Raw genomic sequence first — 16,305 nt, forward strand, 5'->3', positions numbered from 1 at the left:
GATTTTATTTAGAAGAATTCTAAGTTTATCAAGCAATATATTCACTACATTTGCATAAAAATAGATAAATGAGTACATTAGGTTCTACTCTGAAAGATTCCAGAAAAAATATTGGATTGACTTTAAGACAAGTAGAAGAAGTAACCGGTATTTCAAATGCTTATCTTAGTCAATTAGAGAATGACAAAATTAAAAACCCCTCGGTAAATATTTTGTCAAAACTATCATCAATCTATAAAGTTGCTTTGAAGACATTATTGTCAAATGCTAATATGATTGATAAAAAGGAAGTTCAAAAAGAAGAAGCAAATCTCAGCTTTGCTCAAAATATTGCATTTCGTGCAGAGGGTTTATCAGAGGAAGAGAGAAATGATGTTTTAAGATACTTAGAATTTGTCAAATCTCGAAAAAATGGCCTATGATAGACGATTACACTCGTAAGGAAATTGAAAAGATTTCGTACAATATTTTAAAAGAGAGTAAGTCTCTTGATGTTTTTCCAACGCCTGTTGATAAAATTCTTAACTACTCAAATTTTGCTCTCGACAATAAAATTGACTTAGAAAATATAGATTATTCTTTCTTTGACACTTTCAAAGAAAAGATATTTGATCCATCTAAAAAAGCTTTACTTCACGCCTTATCAAAAGTTCAAGGCTTTTTTTATCGAGAAGAAAAGATTATATATATTGATACTAACCTCGATAAGAATGTAGGGAAGAAAAATTTTGTTAAACTCCACGAAATCGGACATGGTGTTCTATCTTGGCAAGATGAAATAATTCTTGCACTGGATAACAATGAAACTCTTAGTGAGGAATATGAAGAGCAATTTGAAGCAGAAGCAAATTATTTTGCATCTGTAACTTTATTTCAACACGATCGCTTTGTTGAAGATTGCGATAATTATGGTCTTGGTTTAGATGCAGTAATGGCTCTTCGCAAAAAATATGGTTCATCCGTTCATTCAGCATTTAGAAATTATGTCCTCCAGTCGAAATATAGATGCTGTTTACTGGTATTAAATCATCCTGTAAATGCTAATGGTTTTACAAATATATTAACAACAAGAAATTTATTTTATTCTCCAGCATTTCTTAATGAAATTGGCAATCTGAAACTACCAAATGAGTTTGGCTTTAAATGGAAATTTGTTCAGGATTTTAAATTTAAAAGAAATTTTCACGAAAAGGGTAGCATTTCTTTATTAACAGAACACGGAGAAGAGATTAAAGCCGGATATCACTATTTCAATAGTACATATAACAGTTTTGTGTTTTTTTTTCCAAAAGGAGAAAAGAAAATTTCAAAAACTAAGATCATACTCAGTTAATTTATTGATTTCCTAACTTTCAGGTTCGATTGAAAGAAAATAGATCTCCACGATAAGGAATCAATATTTTTAATTTTCTAGGTAAAGAAAATAAATATAGAAAGGAAAATTATTTCTTATTCTAAAAGTGTAGAAATGGACTTGATGATTACGAAACCTTATTCGAAGAGGGCACCGTGCTTCGTGAGTATAACAAACATATGTGTAAAGGCAGTATAAACTAACTGCAAGTTATAAAGCTATGAAACTAAATAAGATGTTAAGCAAAAACTTCTAAGTGCAACAAGGAAAGAATTAGCAAAACAGCTACTTGTATTATTGTTACCCCACTAATAAAGTAAAAAATTAACACTAAATTATAGAAATTGCATTCGTAATCTGCTCGATGTGATTTTTTATAGACATTCTCTTACAAACTCCTAAGTTTGGAAAATGTTGGTCGGTGTGATTTCTTCTGAAATCTTTAATGCCTTCTCCCTCAAACATAGGGTTAGAGTCAAGATGCTCGACTAATTTTTTTACCGCCTGTCTAAATTTATTAGCTTGATTTTTTTGATCGTCATTGTCATCAGATAAAAAGTGATAAACAGTAATGTTTTCTTTATCTATAGTTGTTAGGTGAAGCACAATTGCATAAGGTGATCCCCCTCCGTCTTTAACATCTTTCCCAATAACATTATAATCGCCAAAACCATAAATACCCTCAGATTCATAGGTAAAAATAAATGATGAAAATCCAGATTTTTCTGGATATTCTCTGTTCGTGTTTTTCCTTTTGAACCCATCTTTTATATATACTATTTCGCCGCGCGCTGTATTATTTACATAATCATCAGAAACCTTATCTCGCAAATAAATATCAAATTTAGACTGTGAATTTTTCAGTAAAAATTTATGATCTGGGAATTCACTATAATGCAGTAAAGATTTTTTTTTATTTGGGTTTGAGTCGAAAAAGTCAGTGATATCATATGGAGAGGTCTCTTTATTTACAATGTAAGCCAAAGAAAAATTTTCATAATCATTCAGAAATTCATCAATAAACTCTTTCTGAATTTCATGCTGGTTTGGATGGCTACTATTAGGCGAATTAATTACTAGAATAAAATAAATATTTTTATCGATTATTTTTAACAATTGCGACTTAAGGTTTTTACTTTTCGGCAGTATAAGTATAGGAACTGTAATACAGAAAATTTCTTCAGGTAATTCATTTAAAGCAAGAAGCTCATTTTGCTTTGCAGTTAAGATAGGAAAATACATGGTTTAAGTTTTTTATATTAAGACTCTAATATAAAAAAAATAACTAAATGAAAACCTTCTGGATGTTATTTAAAATATTGTTACATTTATTCTTATTGTATGTTTGTTGTATTGTTATACTTTTGAGACTGACAGGCAGGCGCTTTATAAGATTGATATGGTCTTGTTTAAGTATTCTCTTTTTTAATGCGGCCAGTGCGAGGGACTGTGCTTTTTCAAGTTCAATCTGTTTAAACAGATCAAAACAATATTCGAAAATCATTGTATTAGGCATTATAGGAATACAACCATAGACTTCAGCAATAATGTCCAAATATTCATTTTTTCTTAGAGAATAAAATAATGACTTATGGGAAATGTTTTGTAGATTCGAAACACTTTCTTTAAAAATATTTATCTTATTCGTTTCATCTAAAACTAAAATCCCAATATTTTCACCGGCAATATGTCTTATTTTCTTCAAATGCCTCTCAGAAATAACAACATTAATAAATTCGAAGTAGGAAGAATAATCTAAAAGTTGCGAAGCTAATCTTTCCGTAGTATCAATTTCTGATTTGATTTCATATACAGTTGAAGCACCATTAAATACAGCTAAATCCGCTTTAGATTTACCCACAATAAATTCTGGAATTGTTACGCAGTTTTTAAGGTTATGTTTTTTTAGTATTATATCTCTAAAAATTATATTTTTAAAGACATATTCATTCCTATATTTCTTCGATAAAAGTTTATAAAATTCCGAATAAGCTTTTTCGAGGGTAAAATCCATAGACTCATCGCAAAAACTTTTAAATGTACGATAGATAGCTTCGATTTTATCCTCTTCTTGTGTTGCTAGATAATTAAAAGTAGCAGAAGAGAAAAGCTTTGAAATCAATAAATATTCAGAGTTACAAAGTTTTGATTTTATCTTCATTTATTTAACAATTCTCAAATATAATAAATAATTTAAAACTACTATAAGCCTTTTATAGTATAGTCGATTGATTTAGCCTTAAATTCCGGAAAAATACTGATTTTTACTATCCTTTTTATGATTATTTTTGCTTTTTTACGGATTACCATAATTAGTTTAAGTACATTGTCTATTAAATTTACTTTAAATTTTAACTATGAAATATCTAAAATCAAAAATAATCAATGCAGATTAAAATGGACGTTAAAGCAGGTTGTGATAATCTAAAACTTATAGCAGCTAAAGAAGCATCAATGTTGAATAGACAGGAAATTCATGAAATGTTATATTTTATAAATAATTTGATCTTAACAAATTCTAAATTTACCTTTCATTTTATTCAAATATGAAAAAGGAAACTATCATCTAATTCTTATTTATATGGCATTTAAAAAGACAGTTGCTGAAAAACTTCAAACCAAGTTAAAAGTTATTGACACTTACAATCAAGTTTCAAAGGTTGGAAATACATTTCAAATTAACGACGAAATATTTCTTAACAATTCAGAAGATGGTCTTATTTACGGGAACAAGAGATTTTTTCCTAATCTTACTGAACCTGTTAAAGAAGATAGCTATGCAGTTACAATTTTACTGAATCATTACACTTTAAAATATGTAAATTCCAATCCTATAAACCCACCCAAAGGATCGAAGAAAGTCTATGATATATTTAAGAACTTATTAGACTTTGAGATAGAAAGAGTTATCATAGGAGCAGATGAAAACTCATCTATTGGTGGAACAATATCTATCACTAAAGAAATGTACGATCAAATTTTAGGAGTCGATTCAGAAGAAAGGCAAGAGAAAAATGTTAGAGTTTTTAATAGAATGGTTCCTTTTTTAAGTACGGAATTTAATATTAATACTGAAAATATAGAAGTTGACAGAAATTATAATTTGTTGATGCAGGAAATTATAGCTAGTGGTGAATTTACACAGGCAGACCTAATTAATTTAACAGCACATTTGGAAGCAGGTGCATCTTCAACTGTTGTAATCGAAAAGCAGGTTACAAAGCAAACACAATGGCTCGTTGAGACAATCGAAGAAATTTTAGAGGAAAACAGACTAAATAGAATTAAAGCAAAAAACTATGGATTTGAAAAGTTTGGCTATACAAAAAATTCTGTTAACGGACCAGAACATTTGATGGAAAAGATTCTTACAGATTATGGTCAGTACTCTCTTTTTGGAGTACCAGCATTACTTAACACCAATAAATACGTAATACATGATGGTGTCTCAAGGTCTCAATTTGACTTAATATTGATTAATCATCTTGGAGACATCGAATTGGTTGAACTTAAACGCCCTGACCAGTATCTGTTTGAATTTGGTGATGGAAGAGGAAAATTTTTTCCAGCAAAGGATCTTGCTATTGCTATAGCTCAATTAGAAAGGTACATAACTGCTGTTTACAAAGACAATGATGATGAATACTTGATAGATAACAAAAAGATTAGAACATTTATTAACGAAAAAGTTGGCGATGTTTTGTATGTTGAAAGCATCAGACCTAAAGGCTTGATTATAATTGGTTCTTGGCAAAAATTATGTAAACCATATGCTGAATTAACAGCAGTACAAAAAAGAAAGATAACTGAAGTTCATTATAATGAAGATTCTAGACAAGCATATAAGGAATTAAAAAATTCGTTAAAGAATATTTCTATTATGACTTATTCAGAGCTTCTAGAAAATGCAAGAACTCGATTACAATTTAATACTGATGAAAATAGAGAATGACAAAATTCCTTCTTTACCAATACGTTGAGCCTGTTTGGACCTTTGCTATATTTATTCAAATTTAGACATTAGTAGCTTATAAACTTCTATTATAACCCTAACAATCCCACTCTATTTTAGCAACAATAACAATATGAGAGTCAACGTAATCGAAAGCTTTATTAAGCAATATGAAAAAGAATATGATTTCTACAAAGAAATTGCGAAAATTGCTCATGAAATACTTGAGTCCGATATAATAAAGCGAGGTATTAAAGCAATCGTCTCCAGCCGTGCAAAAAAGGTTGATAGGCTTAGGGAAAAATTGCTAAAACGAAACGAAAGAGAAAAATATAAGAATAAATCTGCAATCGAAAAAGACATTGTTGATTTAGCAGGTTTAAGGATTGCGCTGTATTTTCCTAGTGACAGAGAGATTGTCGGAAATTTAATTGAAGACCTATTTGAAATTGTAGCAGTGAAAAAGTTTCCTGAAGATGTGTATGAGCCAAAATTTAATAAAAGATTTTCCGGCTATTGGGCAACTCATTATCGAGTCAAGTTAAAAAGTTCTGATGAAATTGATAAAAGATTTACCAATATAATATTAGAAATCCAGGTTGCAAGCGTTTTAATGCATGCCTGGTCCGAAGTTGAGCACGATTTAGTCTATAAACCATTTTCTGGAACATTAACAGACGACGAACTAGCTATTTTAGATGAAATAAATGGACTAGTTTTAACGGGCGAAATCGCGTTGGAGAGATTACAAAAAGCTATTACAGAAAGGACAAAAAAGCAAAACGAAATAACAGATAAATATGATTTAACTAATTATATTAATTATAGTTATCAAAACAATTTCAAAAATATCGATTTAGGAAATACAGAATTTTTAAATAATTATTTAAAAGCTAATAATAATAAAATTAGTACTTCTCAATTATCACAAGCAATAAAAAGAATAACTACAAATAGTAACGAAAGTTTTTCTGACCAGGTTTTACAAAACATAATTTCTATAAATACTAGTGGTAAAAGTTTACAAAGATATTTGCAACAATTTTCCTTAGATGAGAATAAGGTTTCATCTTTTGAATTATTCGTAAAAACTTGGATAATCTTCGAAAAAGTTATCAAACAATTAATGGAAGAAAATTCAATAGACAAAGAAAATCAGCAGGTCAATTTTTTTACGAATATTGAACAAATTTTTGAAGTTGCAGAACTAAGCAAAGATGATAAAAATAATATTTTATTATTAAGAAGGATAAGAAATCAAATGCTACACGGGGTTGAATCTTTTTCAGACCGAGATTTAGAGAAATATTATAAATTACTAAAAGAAATAGTTATAAAATGTATTAATAAAATAAAAACTAAAAAGGTTGCAGAAAGACTTCAAAAAGAACTTAACTATTAATATTATTCAACTACTTTATTTGATAATCAAATTTGACATTACATATCTTAAAATTCATATAGGTTCGCAACCTTTTTTCAAAAAACATTTCCTTCGAAAATCATGAACTGTTTTTTAAAATAGGGTTGCACCAATTCCGCAAAAATGCGTTTCCGACCGCAGGAAGGAAATGTATTTTTGCGCAGAAATTTCTCATCCACAAGCCCAAAAACCTGCAAAGCATTTTGCTTTACAGGTTAGGTTCAGAAACACCATTAAACAGCTAAACTAAAATCTTACTTCAACTCACATAAATTCTTATCAACCATCATTTACATGGTTTCTTAAATGAAAAATTAATCCTCCCAGTTTCCTTATCGAAGCGGATATATCCTTGGTATTTTTTTCCTTTCTTACTTGTGAGCCCTCTGATATACGCCGTCTCCCCTACTTTTAATTTATCAATCTGCCACCTTCGAAGCGTAACACCTCTGAAAGTGGCAGGAACACACCACTCAAAACCACCTTCTTTCACTTTCCGGTTAAAGAAAAATTCCAACCATTGCTTTTCCGCATTGAACTGCAACGTCGAATTAAAGAGCAGGTTACGTCTCGACACCATATTTTCAACGAACAACGGTTTTCCCGAACGAAGAGTTTCCCGCTGTTCCGTGCTTAATGACACCCCACAAACAACTTTCGGAATCCTCACAAATTCCATTCTCAAAGAAAACAGTTCATTGGTCAGCTTATCGAGGCTCACCAGTGACGGAGCCATCTCACCCGTTACGGGGTTCACAAGGTCCACCACCCTGCCCATATTACCTGAATTCAAAAGATTCTTTCGATCTTCCTTCGAAAACCGATGTCCCATAAACTTCTTTCTGAAATCAACCCTTTTCTGAACCCGATGTACGTGAAGCACCACTTCTCCATTGTCATCCAGTCTCAACTGTAAACGTGCATCAACAGAATTACCTTCATCAACAGCACCATTCTGTACCGCTACCAGCATCGGCGTTTTAAATCCTTTCAACAGCGGCTCCAACGCACCGAGCTCCCCTAAGATTTCCATATCCAAGCCCATTTCAGAAATCGAATTCCAGTTCACATCTTCAACCTGAAAGCGATAATTTGGATTGTATTTCGAAAAAGATGATCTCTGATCATAAAAATTTCCCCCGGCAATCCCATCATTTCCCAAAAACTTCTGATTTCTGATAGACTCTACCGCCTCAATGAATACCTCATACTGACTCAGATCTTCTTTCCCAGCGGCTGACAAGCCCGCCAAATAGGACTGCAGCCCTACAGCCGTTTCATAAGCTTCAAACTCCCGCACCTTAAAAAACGAATAATCCTCCGGATCTTTAAGCCGACGGTAAAAATCGGAATAGAACTCCGCAAACGAATGTTCAGACGAATCAATTCGCATTACCTCTGCCTCATCCTTATTTTCAGGTGTTACATCCACGACCTCCCCGTCCGCACTTACAGACTTTACCATTCCAATTGTATTACTACTGTGACGCAGCACCAACAAAGTACTGACCTCTGAAACTACTGTTTGATTTCCTGTATTGTTCATGATCTTGATTTTAAATTTTTAATTCTTGTTATGTTTTTTATATTTCCGAAAAGGGCAATGCCTGTAAAAAGAACCACTACTGTTATACGGCATTGAGCTTTCGATTCCGGCAACTCCCTGCATTCCGACTTCTGCTTAACGAATAACAGTTGAGCATGACGTCTAGATAAAGACTAAAAAAGTTCTCACTCCGCCGATGGTCGATAACACCTTCCGATAAAGATCTGTTAACTTCTTAAGGCTTATAGGGCGAAACAACCTATCACTTTCTAAAAGCTTATTGATGCCCTGCGATTTCTGCTACTGATCATCTTGATACGTGTAATAACTGTTTTATGTAAAAAGCTGATAGCAATTAGCCTTTTGATACCTGTTTCACGTTGAGAATTCTAAAATTCAAAAATGTATTATTAAATTATTTTAATAACTTAATCAATTAGGCAGTGGAATTAGTCATTAACGTTCTTGCAGCAGAGCTTTACACAATTATCATCAAGCCCTATCATCAGACAAAATACTAATGCAATAAATTGTAAGAGCCAACCGAATTCTCTACATCAACCCATCATCCGCAAACGAGAAATAGCAATCCGAAGTCAGGATCACATGATCCAGCAGGGAAATATTGAGAACCTTCCCCGCCTCTTTGATCTGTGAAGTCATTTGTATATCCGCTGATGAAGGCTTAAGATTTCCGGAAGGATGGTTATGCGCAACAATCATCGCCGTCGCATTACAAAGCAGCGCCGCCTGCATCACGATCCTCACATCCACCAGTGTCGAGGAAATCCCGCATTCGGAGATCTTCTTAATGCCTAATACCTTATTCGCCTGGTTTAGATACAGCGCAAAGAACGATTCCCTGTAATCCATCTCCTCCGCATCAAAATGCGCCCTGAATACCTCCACCGCATCCCGTGATGAAGCTATAGACCTTTCACAATTTCCCTTTCTCGAATAGCTTAATTTGATTTCGTTGACAATATTGAATTTCATCTGAATTGCTCCGTGTGCGGCGGAGACCTATTTTTCCCGCACCTGCTGTTAAAAAATCTGTATGTTGCAGCTTGAAGGAAATCTTGACTTTCTTATTTTTACCGAAGGATATTCTCTGATCTAAAGATCGTATCATAAATTTTTAAGATGGTATGATAGAATCAACCGATTGATAAAAGATCTGATATAATTGTTCTGTTATCATTTAAGATATACGTGCTGATACCAAGGGTAATCATAAGGATCAAAATTTCAATGAACTGCATTTGCATCTTGTGAGGTTTCTGACTTTTCTATGCAGATCAACACATTCAGGCAGTCCCGATGAAAACCGGAATCAATTCCAAAAAAAAACAATAAGAAGTCATATTGATGCAGGCCTGAAATCTTTTTGCGGAGGCTCCGTGATCTCCGGTCACGGATACCCAAAAAGATTTTTTTCAGCAGGTACAACGGAATAGATTTGCTACAGAAAATAAGACAGCCTCACGGGCAAAATGTAACATCGAAACAATGATCACTGATCAGATGAACAATCCGGTTGATGCTGCTTAAGCAGATGTATAGCTACAATATCAAGATGACCATTTACGAAAGAGCAGTATTATGATTCTAAACTTGCCTGTAAATAGTAAGTACCATTACAGTTGTACAAATGCACAGTTAAACGTAATTCCTTATATTTGGACTATTGCTTTGTAACCATTACCAAGACTATGATCAAATCTTTTATCTTCATCACTTTTATATTCTTTTACGCCTCTTCATTTTCCCAAACTTTCAAAAATGACAGCATCAGATCATTTGTGGATCAATCCATTAACCTTATAACATCAAATGCAGTCGATACGTCCAATGTCGAATTGATTGAAAGCAAATTGTATGATAAAGCTAAAGACCTCAACTTTGTCTCTGATCTGGTTCCTTTATACACCGAGGTCTTCGAACTGCTCAACGACCATCATGGAGGTCTGAAATATAAAGGAAAGACCTATGGATGGAACAAGCCCGCAGGTTCTGCCAATGCTTATCTGAAGGGCAAATTAAAAACTGAAAAGACCGTGGTAAGCCAGCTAATCGATAAAAAAACAGCCTACATCAGGATACCGGGAAATGATGACTTTGGCTTTAAGAAGGTCGACAGTATTGCCAATGATATCACAACTCATATCAACAAAGTCAATTCAACCAAGATCAAAGGCTGGATCATCGACCTGAGAGTCAACACCGGTGGGAATATGTATCCTATCCTATTGGGATTGAAAGAATTCATAGGCAGTGACAATATCGTTTTCGGAGGCTTCAGGAATTCGAAAGGTGAATCTTCCGGAAAGTGGGAAATCAAGGACGGTAAAATGCTGATCGACGGTATCGAACTGGTCAGGAAGACAGAACTAGAAGACCCGCTTAAAAAAGATATTCCGATTGTTATCCTCACCAGCTGTTACACGGCCAGCGCCGGGGAAATGACCACCATATCACTGATCGGAAGAAAGAACACCTATATTGTAGGTGAACAAACAGCTGATTACACGACCGCCGTGCAGGGTTTCAGGATCAATAAGGATGCGGGAATCAATCTGTCGACCGATTATGTTGTTGACCGGAATTCAAAAATTTACAAAAGCAGTATTCAGCCTGACATAGAAGTGTTGCAGGGTGATAACTTCGAAGATCTCAAGAAAGACAAGAAGATCATGAAAGCAATGCAGCTACTTAAAAGATAAAATGAATGCTTCCAAGGCTCACTACTAAAAAAAACACATGCATAGACATCTGGCAATTTCTGACAGATTTATAACCAAAAAAAATATTCCATGAATACTTTTCCGGCAACAGCAAGCATATTATCAGAAAAAGATTTATGTCAATTCATTAAGGACAGGTATAATCTAAAAGGTGAATGTAGTTGCAAATTATTCAGGACGGGTGTCAATCATAGCTACTTCATATCATGTAGTGTGTTGATTTAAGTTAAGCTGCATTTTGATAGATATTGTCTTGATTATTAAATTCCTCGATCTTTTTGTAAGTTAGGGTACTTTGCCGTTTTTTTTATTGTACAAGATCTCGATGTATTCAAAGATCTCAAGCTTCATTTTTTCTTTTGTGATAAGTTTATTAAAAGTCATTCTGTATCACCATACCTCAAAAGTATCTTTATCGTTTGGCATATATAGTAAAATACGTAAGAATCTCACCCTAACACCACCTTCTTTCGCATCATATTTTCCCCATAGTGAAGATCGACCTTTCAATCTAAGATCATTGGATGTATGTTCAAGGCAGACCAGCTTCCCGTCCCCATATATTTTCATGGCGTAGTTTTCTATGGGCTCCAATTTAAACGATGGGGTATTAAAATAGAAGAGGTCGTCAGCTGCAGTCTCTTTAAGCTCAGCTTTACTGTAATAGTTTGATTGGACATATCTGAGGTCACTGTTGAAGACCAGTGGAAAATATTCATCTTTCTTTTTATCGATGATAATGTCCCTAAGATAGTTATAAGCTTCAACTGTCTTTTTTTCAAGTTCTTTCTTGTCCATTTTCCTTAGGTCCTGAGCACTACTCAAATTTGCAATATCATTGTATGGCACAGTTGCATCAAACTCAATGGTGTACTCATAGTAGGGCTTTCCTGCCGCTATAAATGTTTTTCCGTCAGCTTTCTTCAGATCGGTGTGTTCGACCAGCTTCACCTGCTTATCAAAACTGGTGACAGAATCTGCGTTGTCTCTGGAGTAAAGCGTAAGGTTGAAACGAGTATAAGGCGTCAGTTCCTTGAATCCTTCTCCCCTTTCACGTTCTGTCTGCGGATATAACCTGTAGGTGATCTTTTGCTTTCCCGATCTGGCAATGTAATTATTGAGAATGACAGGAGACATCATGCCGCCATCCTCAAAATATTGAAAGGCGGGAATGTCATTGACCAGGATATCAAAGAAACACTGTTCATGATCCACATAGACATAGTATATAGGCTCTTTGGGAAAATGCCTCACATACTTTTCATAGGACGACAAAAGGTTTTTCTCAGTGACATTGACCGGATTGGAATTAGTGATAGGGGGATTTTTAGATTGTTTGTCCTGACAAGATAATATCAGAGGGATTAGGATAATAAAAAAAAGTTTTTTCATGACAGAGCTTTTTATTGAATTAAATAATGGTTACTTCTTACTATTCTAAAATTTAATAATGGTCTTGTAAGCCATTCTAGGTCCTTACAAGTTCCGGTCCATATCCGGTCAATTTTATCTTCTTACCTTTTGATCGCAGGTATATTGTGATTTAATTCACATCCTTTTATCAGCTTTTATTTAACATAATCTCTCAGGTAAAATGAATCCCGACCGTCCTCTTTTTCCTTTTCGTCCACAAAATTCCTGTAAGTATATTTCTTACCTTTATGCTCAGGCTTGTCTTTCTCGCGTAGGTAATCACCGTAATATTGGAACCCTCCCGCAATAAAATAATCGTTAAGCAGCTTATCTCCTTCTGCAACCACATGTAAACTGCAGGATTTGAATTGTTCACCATTATATTTCCCTGTATTGTTGGTTTCCAAAAGGTAGCGCTTGTTGCCCTTATTCCAGATCCTGTACGAAAATTCCGTATCCCGGTAATAGAAATCGGTCTTCCCGAATTTCTTTTCTAACATTTTCTCAAACTCCTCTGCTTTTTTTGTGGTCTTTATCTCCAGCATGAAGGCATTCACCTTATTTGTCGTTCTGTTCTCGTAAAAAGATACATAATTGTTTGACAATATGGAAGATTCCTGTTTGTTCAAAGTTCCCGAAAAGGAATTTCCGGAAAAATGAAGCAGTGCCGGGTATGTACTGTTGTAAATGATAATGCCAGAAAGATCATTGTTTCTACTGATCTCATATTTTTTCTCAAGGCCTGATATGTCTACCGGAAATGATAATTTGTCCAGATCAAAACTATTGGACTGGCAGGCCATCAGCAACGGCAAAAGAAGTAAGGTGATCATTGTTTTCATAAAAATATTTATTTAGCTCAATTCTATTTCACAGTTTTTTATGTAGCTTTATCGGAAACCTTCATATCCTTCAATTACGGCAGCGGCATGATCAACATATTCTCTTCTTGTCTTACCAGAAGTTTGTTTGACACTGATCTATGATCGATTTCAATTCTGATTCCATGTGATCAGGTCAAACTGAGTTTCCGTTGATTTTCATTTTCGCTCAAATCATGCGCCAAAGTAACATGGTCGGCACATCAACTTGAGCCTATCAAATCAAAGTAAGATATAAAACAGGAGGACCACTTTAAAAACAGATTAGGTTAACTGTAGTAATCAAATACAAATAAGTCCGGTTTCTAACCAAACGTTATTATCTATATCCTCCCATGCCGATACCATCCCGGCAGATCTTTGTCGGATGTCGGCTGGCACGTTTACTTGAAAATATACGAAGTGTACCGTCAGCTTCCACAATATTCCAATACTAGATATAAAGAACTTAAATTACATTTTTTACCCATATCCTTTATATTTGAATGTACCAAATCAAAAAAATATAATTCTAGATGCCTAAATTCAATCTATGTTGTTTATATCTTGTAGTAAACGTGATGTTTTCAGATAAAAGTTATATCTGGGACATTTAAGTATATTATCACCTAAAATCATTCAAATATATTCAGTTATTGGTACGAATTTAAATTACTCAATAGTATATTTGCATTCATAATTATGAAATTTACAGTAGAAATCACTCGACCGGAAAAAAGATCCAACCTTGGTTATAAAACGATATATTTTACCGCATTTAAAATAAATATTATTGAAAGATACAGCAGTAAGGGTTCATTTAACTTTCATCACATTATTGTTAAGCTCAGAACTGTAGAAGATGAAATTATCAATACTAAAACGGGCGCCGGAAGAATAAAGATTGAAGAATCAGACTTTCCGACCTACGGTCGCTTGGTAAAAGCCTTGACTTCATATGAATTCCGGAATAAACTCATTGACAGATCAAAAACGGAAGATGAATTTGTAAATTTTATACTCAGCAGAATGGCCTGGCACTATCAGCTCTAGTTTATAATCATGTCCTGCAAATAATAGAAGAAATAGATATAAAGCTGCCATTATTATAAACAACGAACTGACTTTTTATTGGGTAAGACGAACTAGTTCATTAAAACATTCTATGAATTGACTCACAATAATATCAAATCAGCTGATTTATACCAAGAGAACAATAGGGATAGAAATTTCAATGAACTGCCTCGCATCTTGTAAGATTTATGACTTTTCTATGCGGATTCCTATGCAGGCAGGCAAAAGGAAACTGTGACCAATACCTTGAAACAATAAGTAAGCAGATTTGATTGAACCTCAAATCTTTTTACGGAGGTTTTGGAATGATATGCTCTCCAAATAGCCAAAAATATTTTTTATAAAAGCAAAATTTTGGTTAGTTTTAATACATAATTTCAAAATGAACAAAATGAACAAAATATTATTTTTTGCTGTGGCACTATTATCTAATTTATCATTTTCACAAACCTTAGATTCAGATAATTTTAATGATTACACAATCGGGAATCTTGGCACTCAAGGCTTCTGGTCAAATGATGGCGGCACTGCCGAGCAAGCTAAAGTGGCAGAAATAAATATTGCCGCGTACGGCAAATCTTTGACCCTTCCAAGAACAACTACTTCAAATATGTGGCTGTTCAAAAATGATTTTTTAAAAACACCGTGGCTAAACAGGACATCAGGTAATAATATTGCCGAAATTTCTGCTGATTTCTATACAGGGACAACTACTGCTGTAACTGCAGCCTCTAGTTTTCAATTGTATGCAGATGGTGGTGACAATTTTATGATTGGCTCTATTTTATACGATCATGTTGCTAAAGCATATAGCCTGACATATACACGAAATGGGAATTCAGCGATAGTTACCCAGCCATTAACTACTGGTGCTGCAGACAACACCTGGACACCAATTACTATATTTTATAACTATACCACTGGAGATATTCATATAAAAATAGGCGCAACTATATACGGACCTTTCGCAGGAACTCCCGCTAAGTCACCAACAGAAGTTGACATTTTTTCTGGCGGAGGCGCTTTAACTTCTGCGTTTGATAATTACGTTGCACGCGCTATAAAGACGGCGACATTGGCCGTAAATGATATTGGTTCTGTTGGTGGAGTCAAAATTAAAATTTACCCAAACCCTGCAACTGATCACATTAATATAGAGGCTGATTCTAAAGTTAAAAAAATAAAGATAGTTGATGCTTCCGGTAAGAATATAAATATTGCTGTCAGTACAGATTTAAATAAAATTGATGTCTCCCATCTCGAAAAGGGCATCTATCTTACGGAGCTACAATTGGAAGACGGAACAATGACAGTACAGAAATTTATCAAAAAATGAAAAGTTAACAAATGGATTGATAAATTCCGCTGTCTACCACCAATGCTATTATGAAGCGTATCAAATGATGATGTACCAGCAAGAGTTTTTGCAGTCGATAAAAAAGGATATTACAAACGCCTTTAACTCGTAGAAGATAACTCTGTGTACAATTTTTAGCAGTCAAAAAACTATAATTTTTTATCATGGCGTTCTTTTTGGTAGATGATACAAAAATAGAATTATGTCAAAAGATAAATTAAAGAAAGGCGATATTGTTATGCTTAGAGAAGGCAGTCCAAGAATGAAAGTTGAAAAAGTTGTCCAAGATCTCAAGGCATATGGTACAGATGAAACCATTGATCCTGTAGTAACGTCGATTGAAACATTACACTTTCTTGATGATAAACCTGTTCACGGATTATATGCTGAAAGCCTTCTTAAAAAATTGGAGAAGCAAGGTTAAAAACTTTTCTGCAGTAAAAAAAACTTTTTAATAAATCTGGGATATCTAAATGACCTCTAATCATTGCGATATGTTTACCTCCAAAAATAAACAAGAGCAGGAATAACCTATTCTCGTTTTATTAATTATTGATTATTATTTTACTTGATCATCAAAGA

At 33.8% G+C, this 16,305-nt stretch carries 14 protein-coding genes; 8 read left to right on the top strand and 6 right to left on the bottom strand.

Features of this window, described 5'->3' with window-relative positions:
- Positions 1 to 68: 68 nt before the first annotated feature.
- Together BUR19_RS07185 and BUR19_RS07190 are read left to right on the top strand one after the other, a co-directional pair.
- Entirely contained in the window at positions 69 to 422 is a 354-nt protein-coding gene (locus BUR19_RS07185) for a helix-turn-helix domain-containing protein (RefSeq protein ID WP_074234292.1), read from the top strand.
- On the top strand, positions 419 to 1,333 hold the full coding sequence (locus BUR19_RS07190; protein WP_074234294.1) for an ImmA/IrrE family metallo-endopeptidase: 915 nt from the start codon (positions 419 to 421) through the stop codon (positions 1,331 to 1,333). The genes BUR19_RS07185 and BUR19_RS07190 overlap by 4 nt, the downstream gene beginning before the upstream one ends.
- Positions 1,334 to 1,684: 351 nt before the next feature.
- Here the strand turns inward: BUR19_RS07190 and BUR19_RS07195 are convergent, their stop codons facing one another.
- Both BUR19_RS07195 and BUR19_RS07200 read right to left on the bottom strand, forming a co-directional pair.
- On the bottom strand, positions 1,685 to 2,596 hold the full coding sequence (locus tag BUR19_RS07195; RefSeq protein ID WP_074234296.1) for a sce7725 family protein: 912 nt from the start codon (positions 2,594 to 2,596) through the stop codon (positions 1,685 to 1,687).
- Positions 2,597 to 2,639: 43 nt separating this feature from the next.
- Positions 2,640 to 3,515, bottom strand: coding sequence for a sce7726 family protein (locus tag BUR19_RS07200; RefSeq protein ID WP_074234298.1), 876 nt, complete (start codon positions 3,513 to 3,515; stop codon positions 2,640 to 2,642).
- Positions 3,516 to 3,935: 420 nt separating this feature from the next.
- On the opposite strand from BUR19_RS07200, the gene BUR19_RS07205 reads away from it, so the two are divergent.
- Together BUR19_RS07205 and BUR19_RS07210 are read left to right on the top strand one after the other, a co-directional pair.
- The gene (locus BUR19_RS07205; protein ID WP_074234300.1) at positions 3,936 to 5,306 is read left to right on the top strand and encodes a Shedu anti-phage system protein SduA domain-containing protein; all 1,371 of its coding nucleotides are present in this window, start codon (positions 3,936 to 3,938) and stop codon (positions 5,304 to 5,306) included.
- A gap of 133 nt (positions 5,307 to 5,439) precedes the next feature.
- A complete protein-coding gene (locus tag BUR19_RS07210) occupies positions 5,440 to 6,708 on the top strand; it encodes a GTP pyrophosphokinase (RefSeq protein ID WP_074234303.1) in 1,269 nt (422 codons plus the stop codon).
- A 307-nt stretch (positions 6,709 to 7,015) separates the two neighbouring features.
- On the opposite strand, the gene BUR19_RS07215 is transcribed toward BUR19_RS07210, so the two are convergent.
- Together BUR19_RS07215 and BUR19_RS07220 are read right to left on the bottom strand one after the other, a co-directional pair.
- Complete coding sequence (locus BUR19_RS07215; protein ID WP_074234304.1) at positions 7,016 to 8,275, bottom strand: DUF3945 domain-containing protein; 1,260 nt, start codon at positions 8,273 to 8,275, stop codon at positions 7,016 to 7,018.
- A gap of 552 nt (positions 8,276 to 8,827) precedes the next feature.
- A complete protein-coding gene (locus BUR19_RS07220; RefSeq protein ID WP_074234306.1) occupies positions 8,828 to 9,271 on the bottom strand; it encodes a JAB domain-containing protein in 444 nt (147 codons plus the stop codon).
- A 716-nt stretch (positions 9,272 to 9,987) separates the two neighbouring features.
- Between BUR19_RS07220 and BUR19_RS07230 the strand changes: the two genes are divergently transcribed.
- Entirely contained in the window at positions 9,988 to 10,998 is a 1,011-nt protein-coding gene (locus BUR19_RS07230) for a S41 family peptidase (RefSeq protein ID WP_074234310.1), read from the top strand.
- Between the two features lie 411 nt (positions 10,999 to 11,409).
- Here BUR19_RS07230 and BUR19_RS07235 read toward each other — a convergent pair whose 3' ends face one another.
- Positions 11,410 to 12,411, bottom strand: a complete 1,002-nt coding sequence (locus BUR19_RS07235) for a hypothetical protein (RefSeq protein WP_074234312.1) — start codon at positions 12,409 to 12,411, stop codon at positions 11,410 to 11,412.
- Positions 12,412 to 12,587: 176 nt separating this feature from the next.
- A complete protein-coding gene (locus tag BUR19_RS07240) occupies positions 12,588 to 13,274 on the bottom strand; it encodes a hypothetical protein (protein WP_139297281.1) in 687 nt (228 codons plus the stop codon).
- A 720-nt stretch (positions 13,275 to 13,994) separates the two neighbouring features.
- Between BUR19_RS07240 and BUR19_RS07245 the strand changes: the two genes are divergently transcribed.
- The 3 genes from BUR19_RS07245 (at position 13,995) to BUR19_RS07255 (ending at position 16,147) form a co-directional block, all read left to right on the top strand.
- Entirely contained in the window at positions 13,995 to 14,345 is a 351-nt protein-coding gene (locus tag BUR19_RS07245; RefSeq protein WP_074234316.1) for a hypothetical protein, read from the top strand.
- A gap of 412 nt (positions 14,346 to 14,757) precedes the next feature.
- Positions 14,758 to 15,702 carry a T9SS type A sorting domain-containing protein gene (locus tag BUR19_RS07250; protein ID WP_175565879.1) on the top strand — a complete coding sequence of 315 codons (945 nt, stop codon included), beginning with the start codon at positions 14,758 to 14,760 and terminating at the stop codon, positions 15,700 to 15,702.
- A gap of 223 nt (positions 15,703 to 15,925) precedes the next feature.
- On the top strand, positions 15,926 to 16,147 hold the full coding sequence (locus BUR19_RS07255; protein WP_074234321.1) for a hypothetical protein: 222 nt from the start codon (positions 15,926 to 15,928) through the stop codon (positions 16,145 to 16,147).
- Positions 16,148 to 16,305: the final 158 nt, after the last annotated feature.

Origin of the sequence: Epilithonimonas zeae (assembly GCF_900141765.1) — a bacterium.
In the GTDB taxonomy this organism is placed as follows: domain Bacteria; phylum Bacteroidota; class Bacteroidia; order Flavobacteriales; family Weeksellaceae; genus Epilithonimonas; species Epilithonimonas zeae.

Coding starts and splice junctions, on each gene's coding strand:
- BUR19_RS07185 (WP_074234292.1), top strand. CDS start 69: ATGAGTACATTAGGTTCTACTCTGAAAGATTCCAGAAAAAATATTGGA.
- BUR19_RS07190 (WP_074234294.1), top strand. CDS start 419: ATGATAGACGATTACACTCGTAAGGAAATTGAAAAGATTTCGTACAAT.
- BUR19_RS07195 (WP_074234296.1), bottom strand. CDS start 2,596: ATGTATTTTCCTATCTTAACTGCAAAGCAAAATGAGCTTCTTGCTTTA.
- BUR19_RS07200 (WP_074234298.1), bottom strand. CDS start 3,515: ATGAAGATAAAATCAAAACTTTGTAACTCTGAATATTTATTGATTTCA.
- BUR19_RS07205 (WP_074234300.1), top strand. CDS start 3,936: ATGGCATTTAAAAAGACAGTTGCTGAAAAACTTCAAACCAAGTTAAAA.
- BUR19_RS07210 (WP_074234303.1), top strand. CDS start 5,440: ATGAGAGTCAACGTAATCGAAAGCTTTATTAAGCAATATGAAAAAGAA.
- BUR19_RS07215 (WP_074234304.1), bottom strand. CDS start 8,275: ATGAACAATACAGGAAATCAAACAGTAGTTTCAGAGGTCAGTACTTTG.
- BUR19_RS07220 (WP_074234306.1), bottom strand. CDS start 9,271: ATGAAATTCAATATTGTCAACGAAATCAAATTAAGCTATTCGAGAAAG.
- BUR19_RS07230 (WP_074234310.1), top strand. CDS start 9,988: ATGATCAAATCTTTTATCTTCATCACTTTTATATTCTTTTACGCCTCT.
- BUR19_RS07235 (WP_074234312.1), bottom strand. CDS start 12,411: ATGAAAAAACTTTTTTTTATTATCCTAATCCCTCTGATATTATCTTGT.
- BUR19_RS07240 (WP_139297281.1), bottom strand. CDS start 13,274: ATGAAAACAATGATCACCTTACTTCTTTTGCCGTTGCTGATGGCCTGC.
- BUR19_RS07245 (WP_074234316.1), top strand. CDS start 13,995: ATGAAATTTACAGTAGAAATCACTCGACCGGAAAAAAGATCCAACCTT.
- BUR19_RS07250 (WP_175565879.1), top strand. CDS start 14,758: ATGAACAAAATATTATTTTTTGCTGTGGCACTATTATCTAATTTATCA.
- BUR19_RS07255 (WP_074234321.1), top strand. CDS start 15,926: ATGTCAAAAGATAAATTAAAGAAAGGCGATATTGTTATGCTTAGAGAA.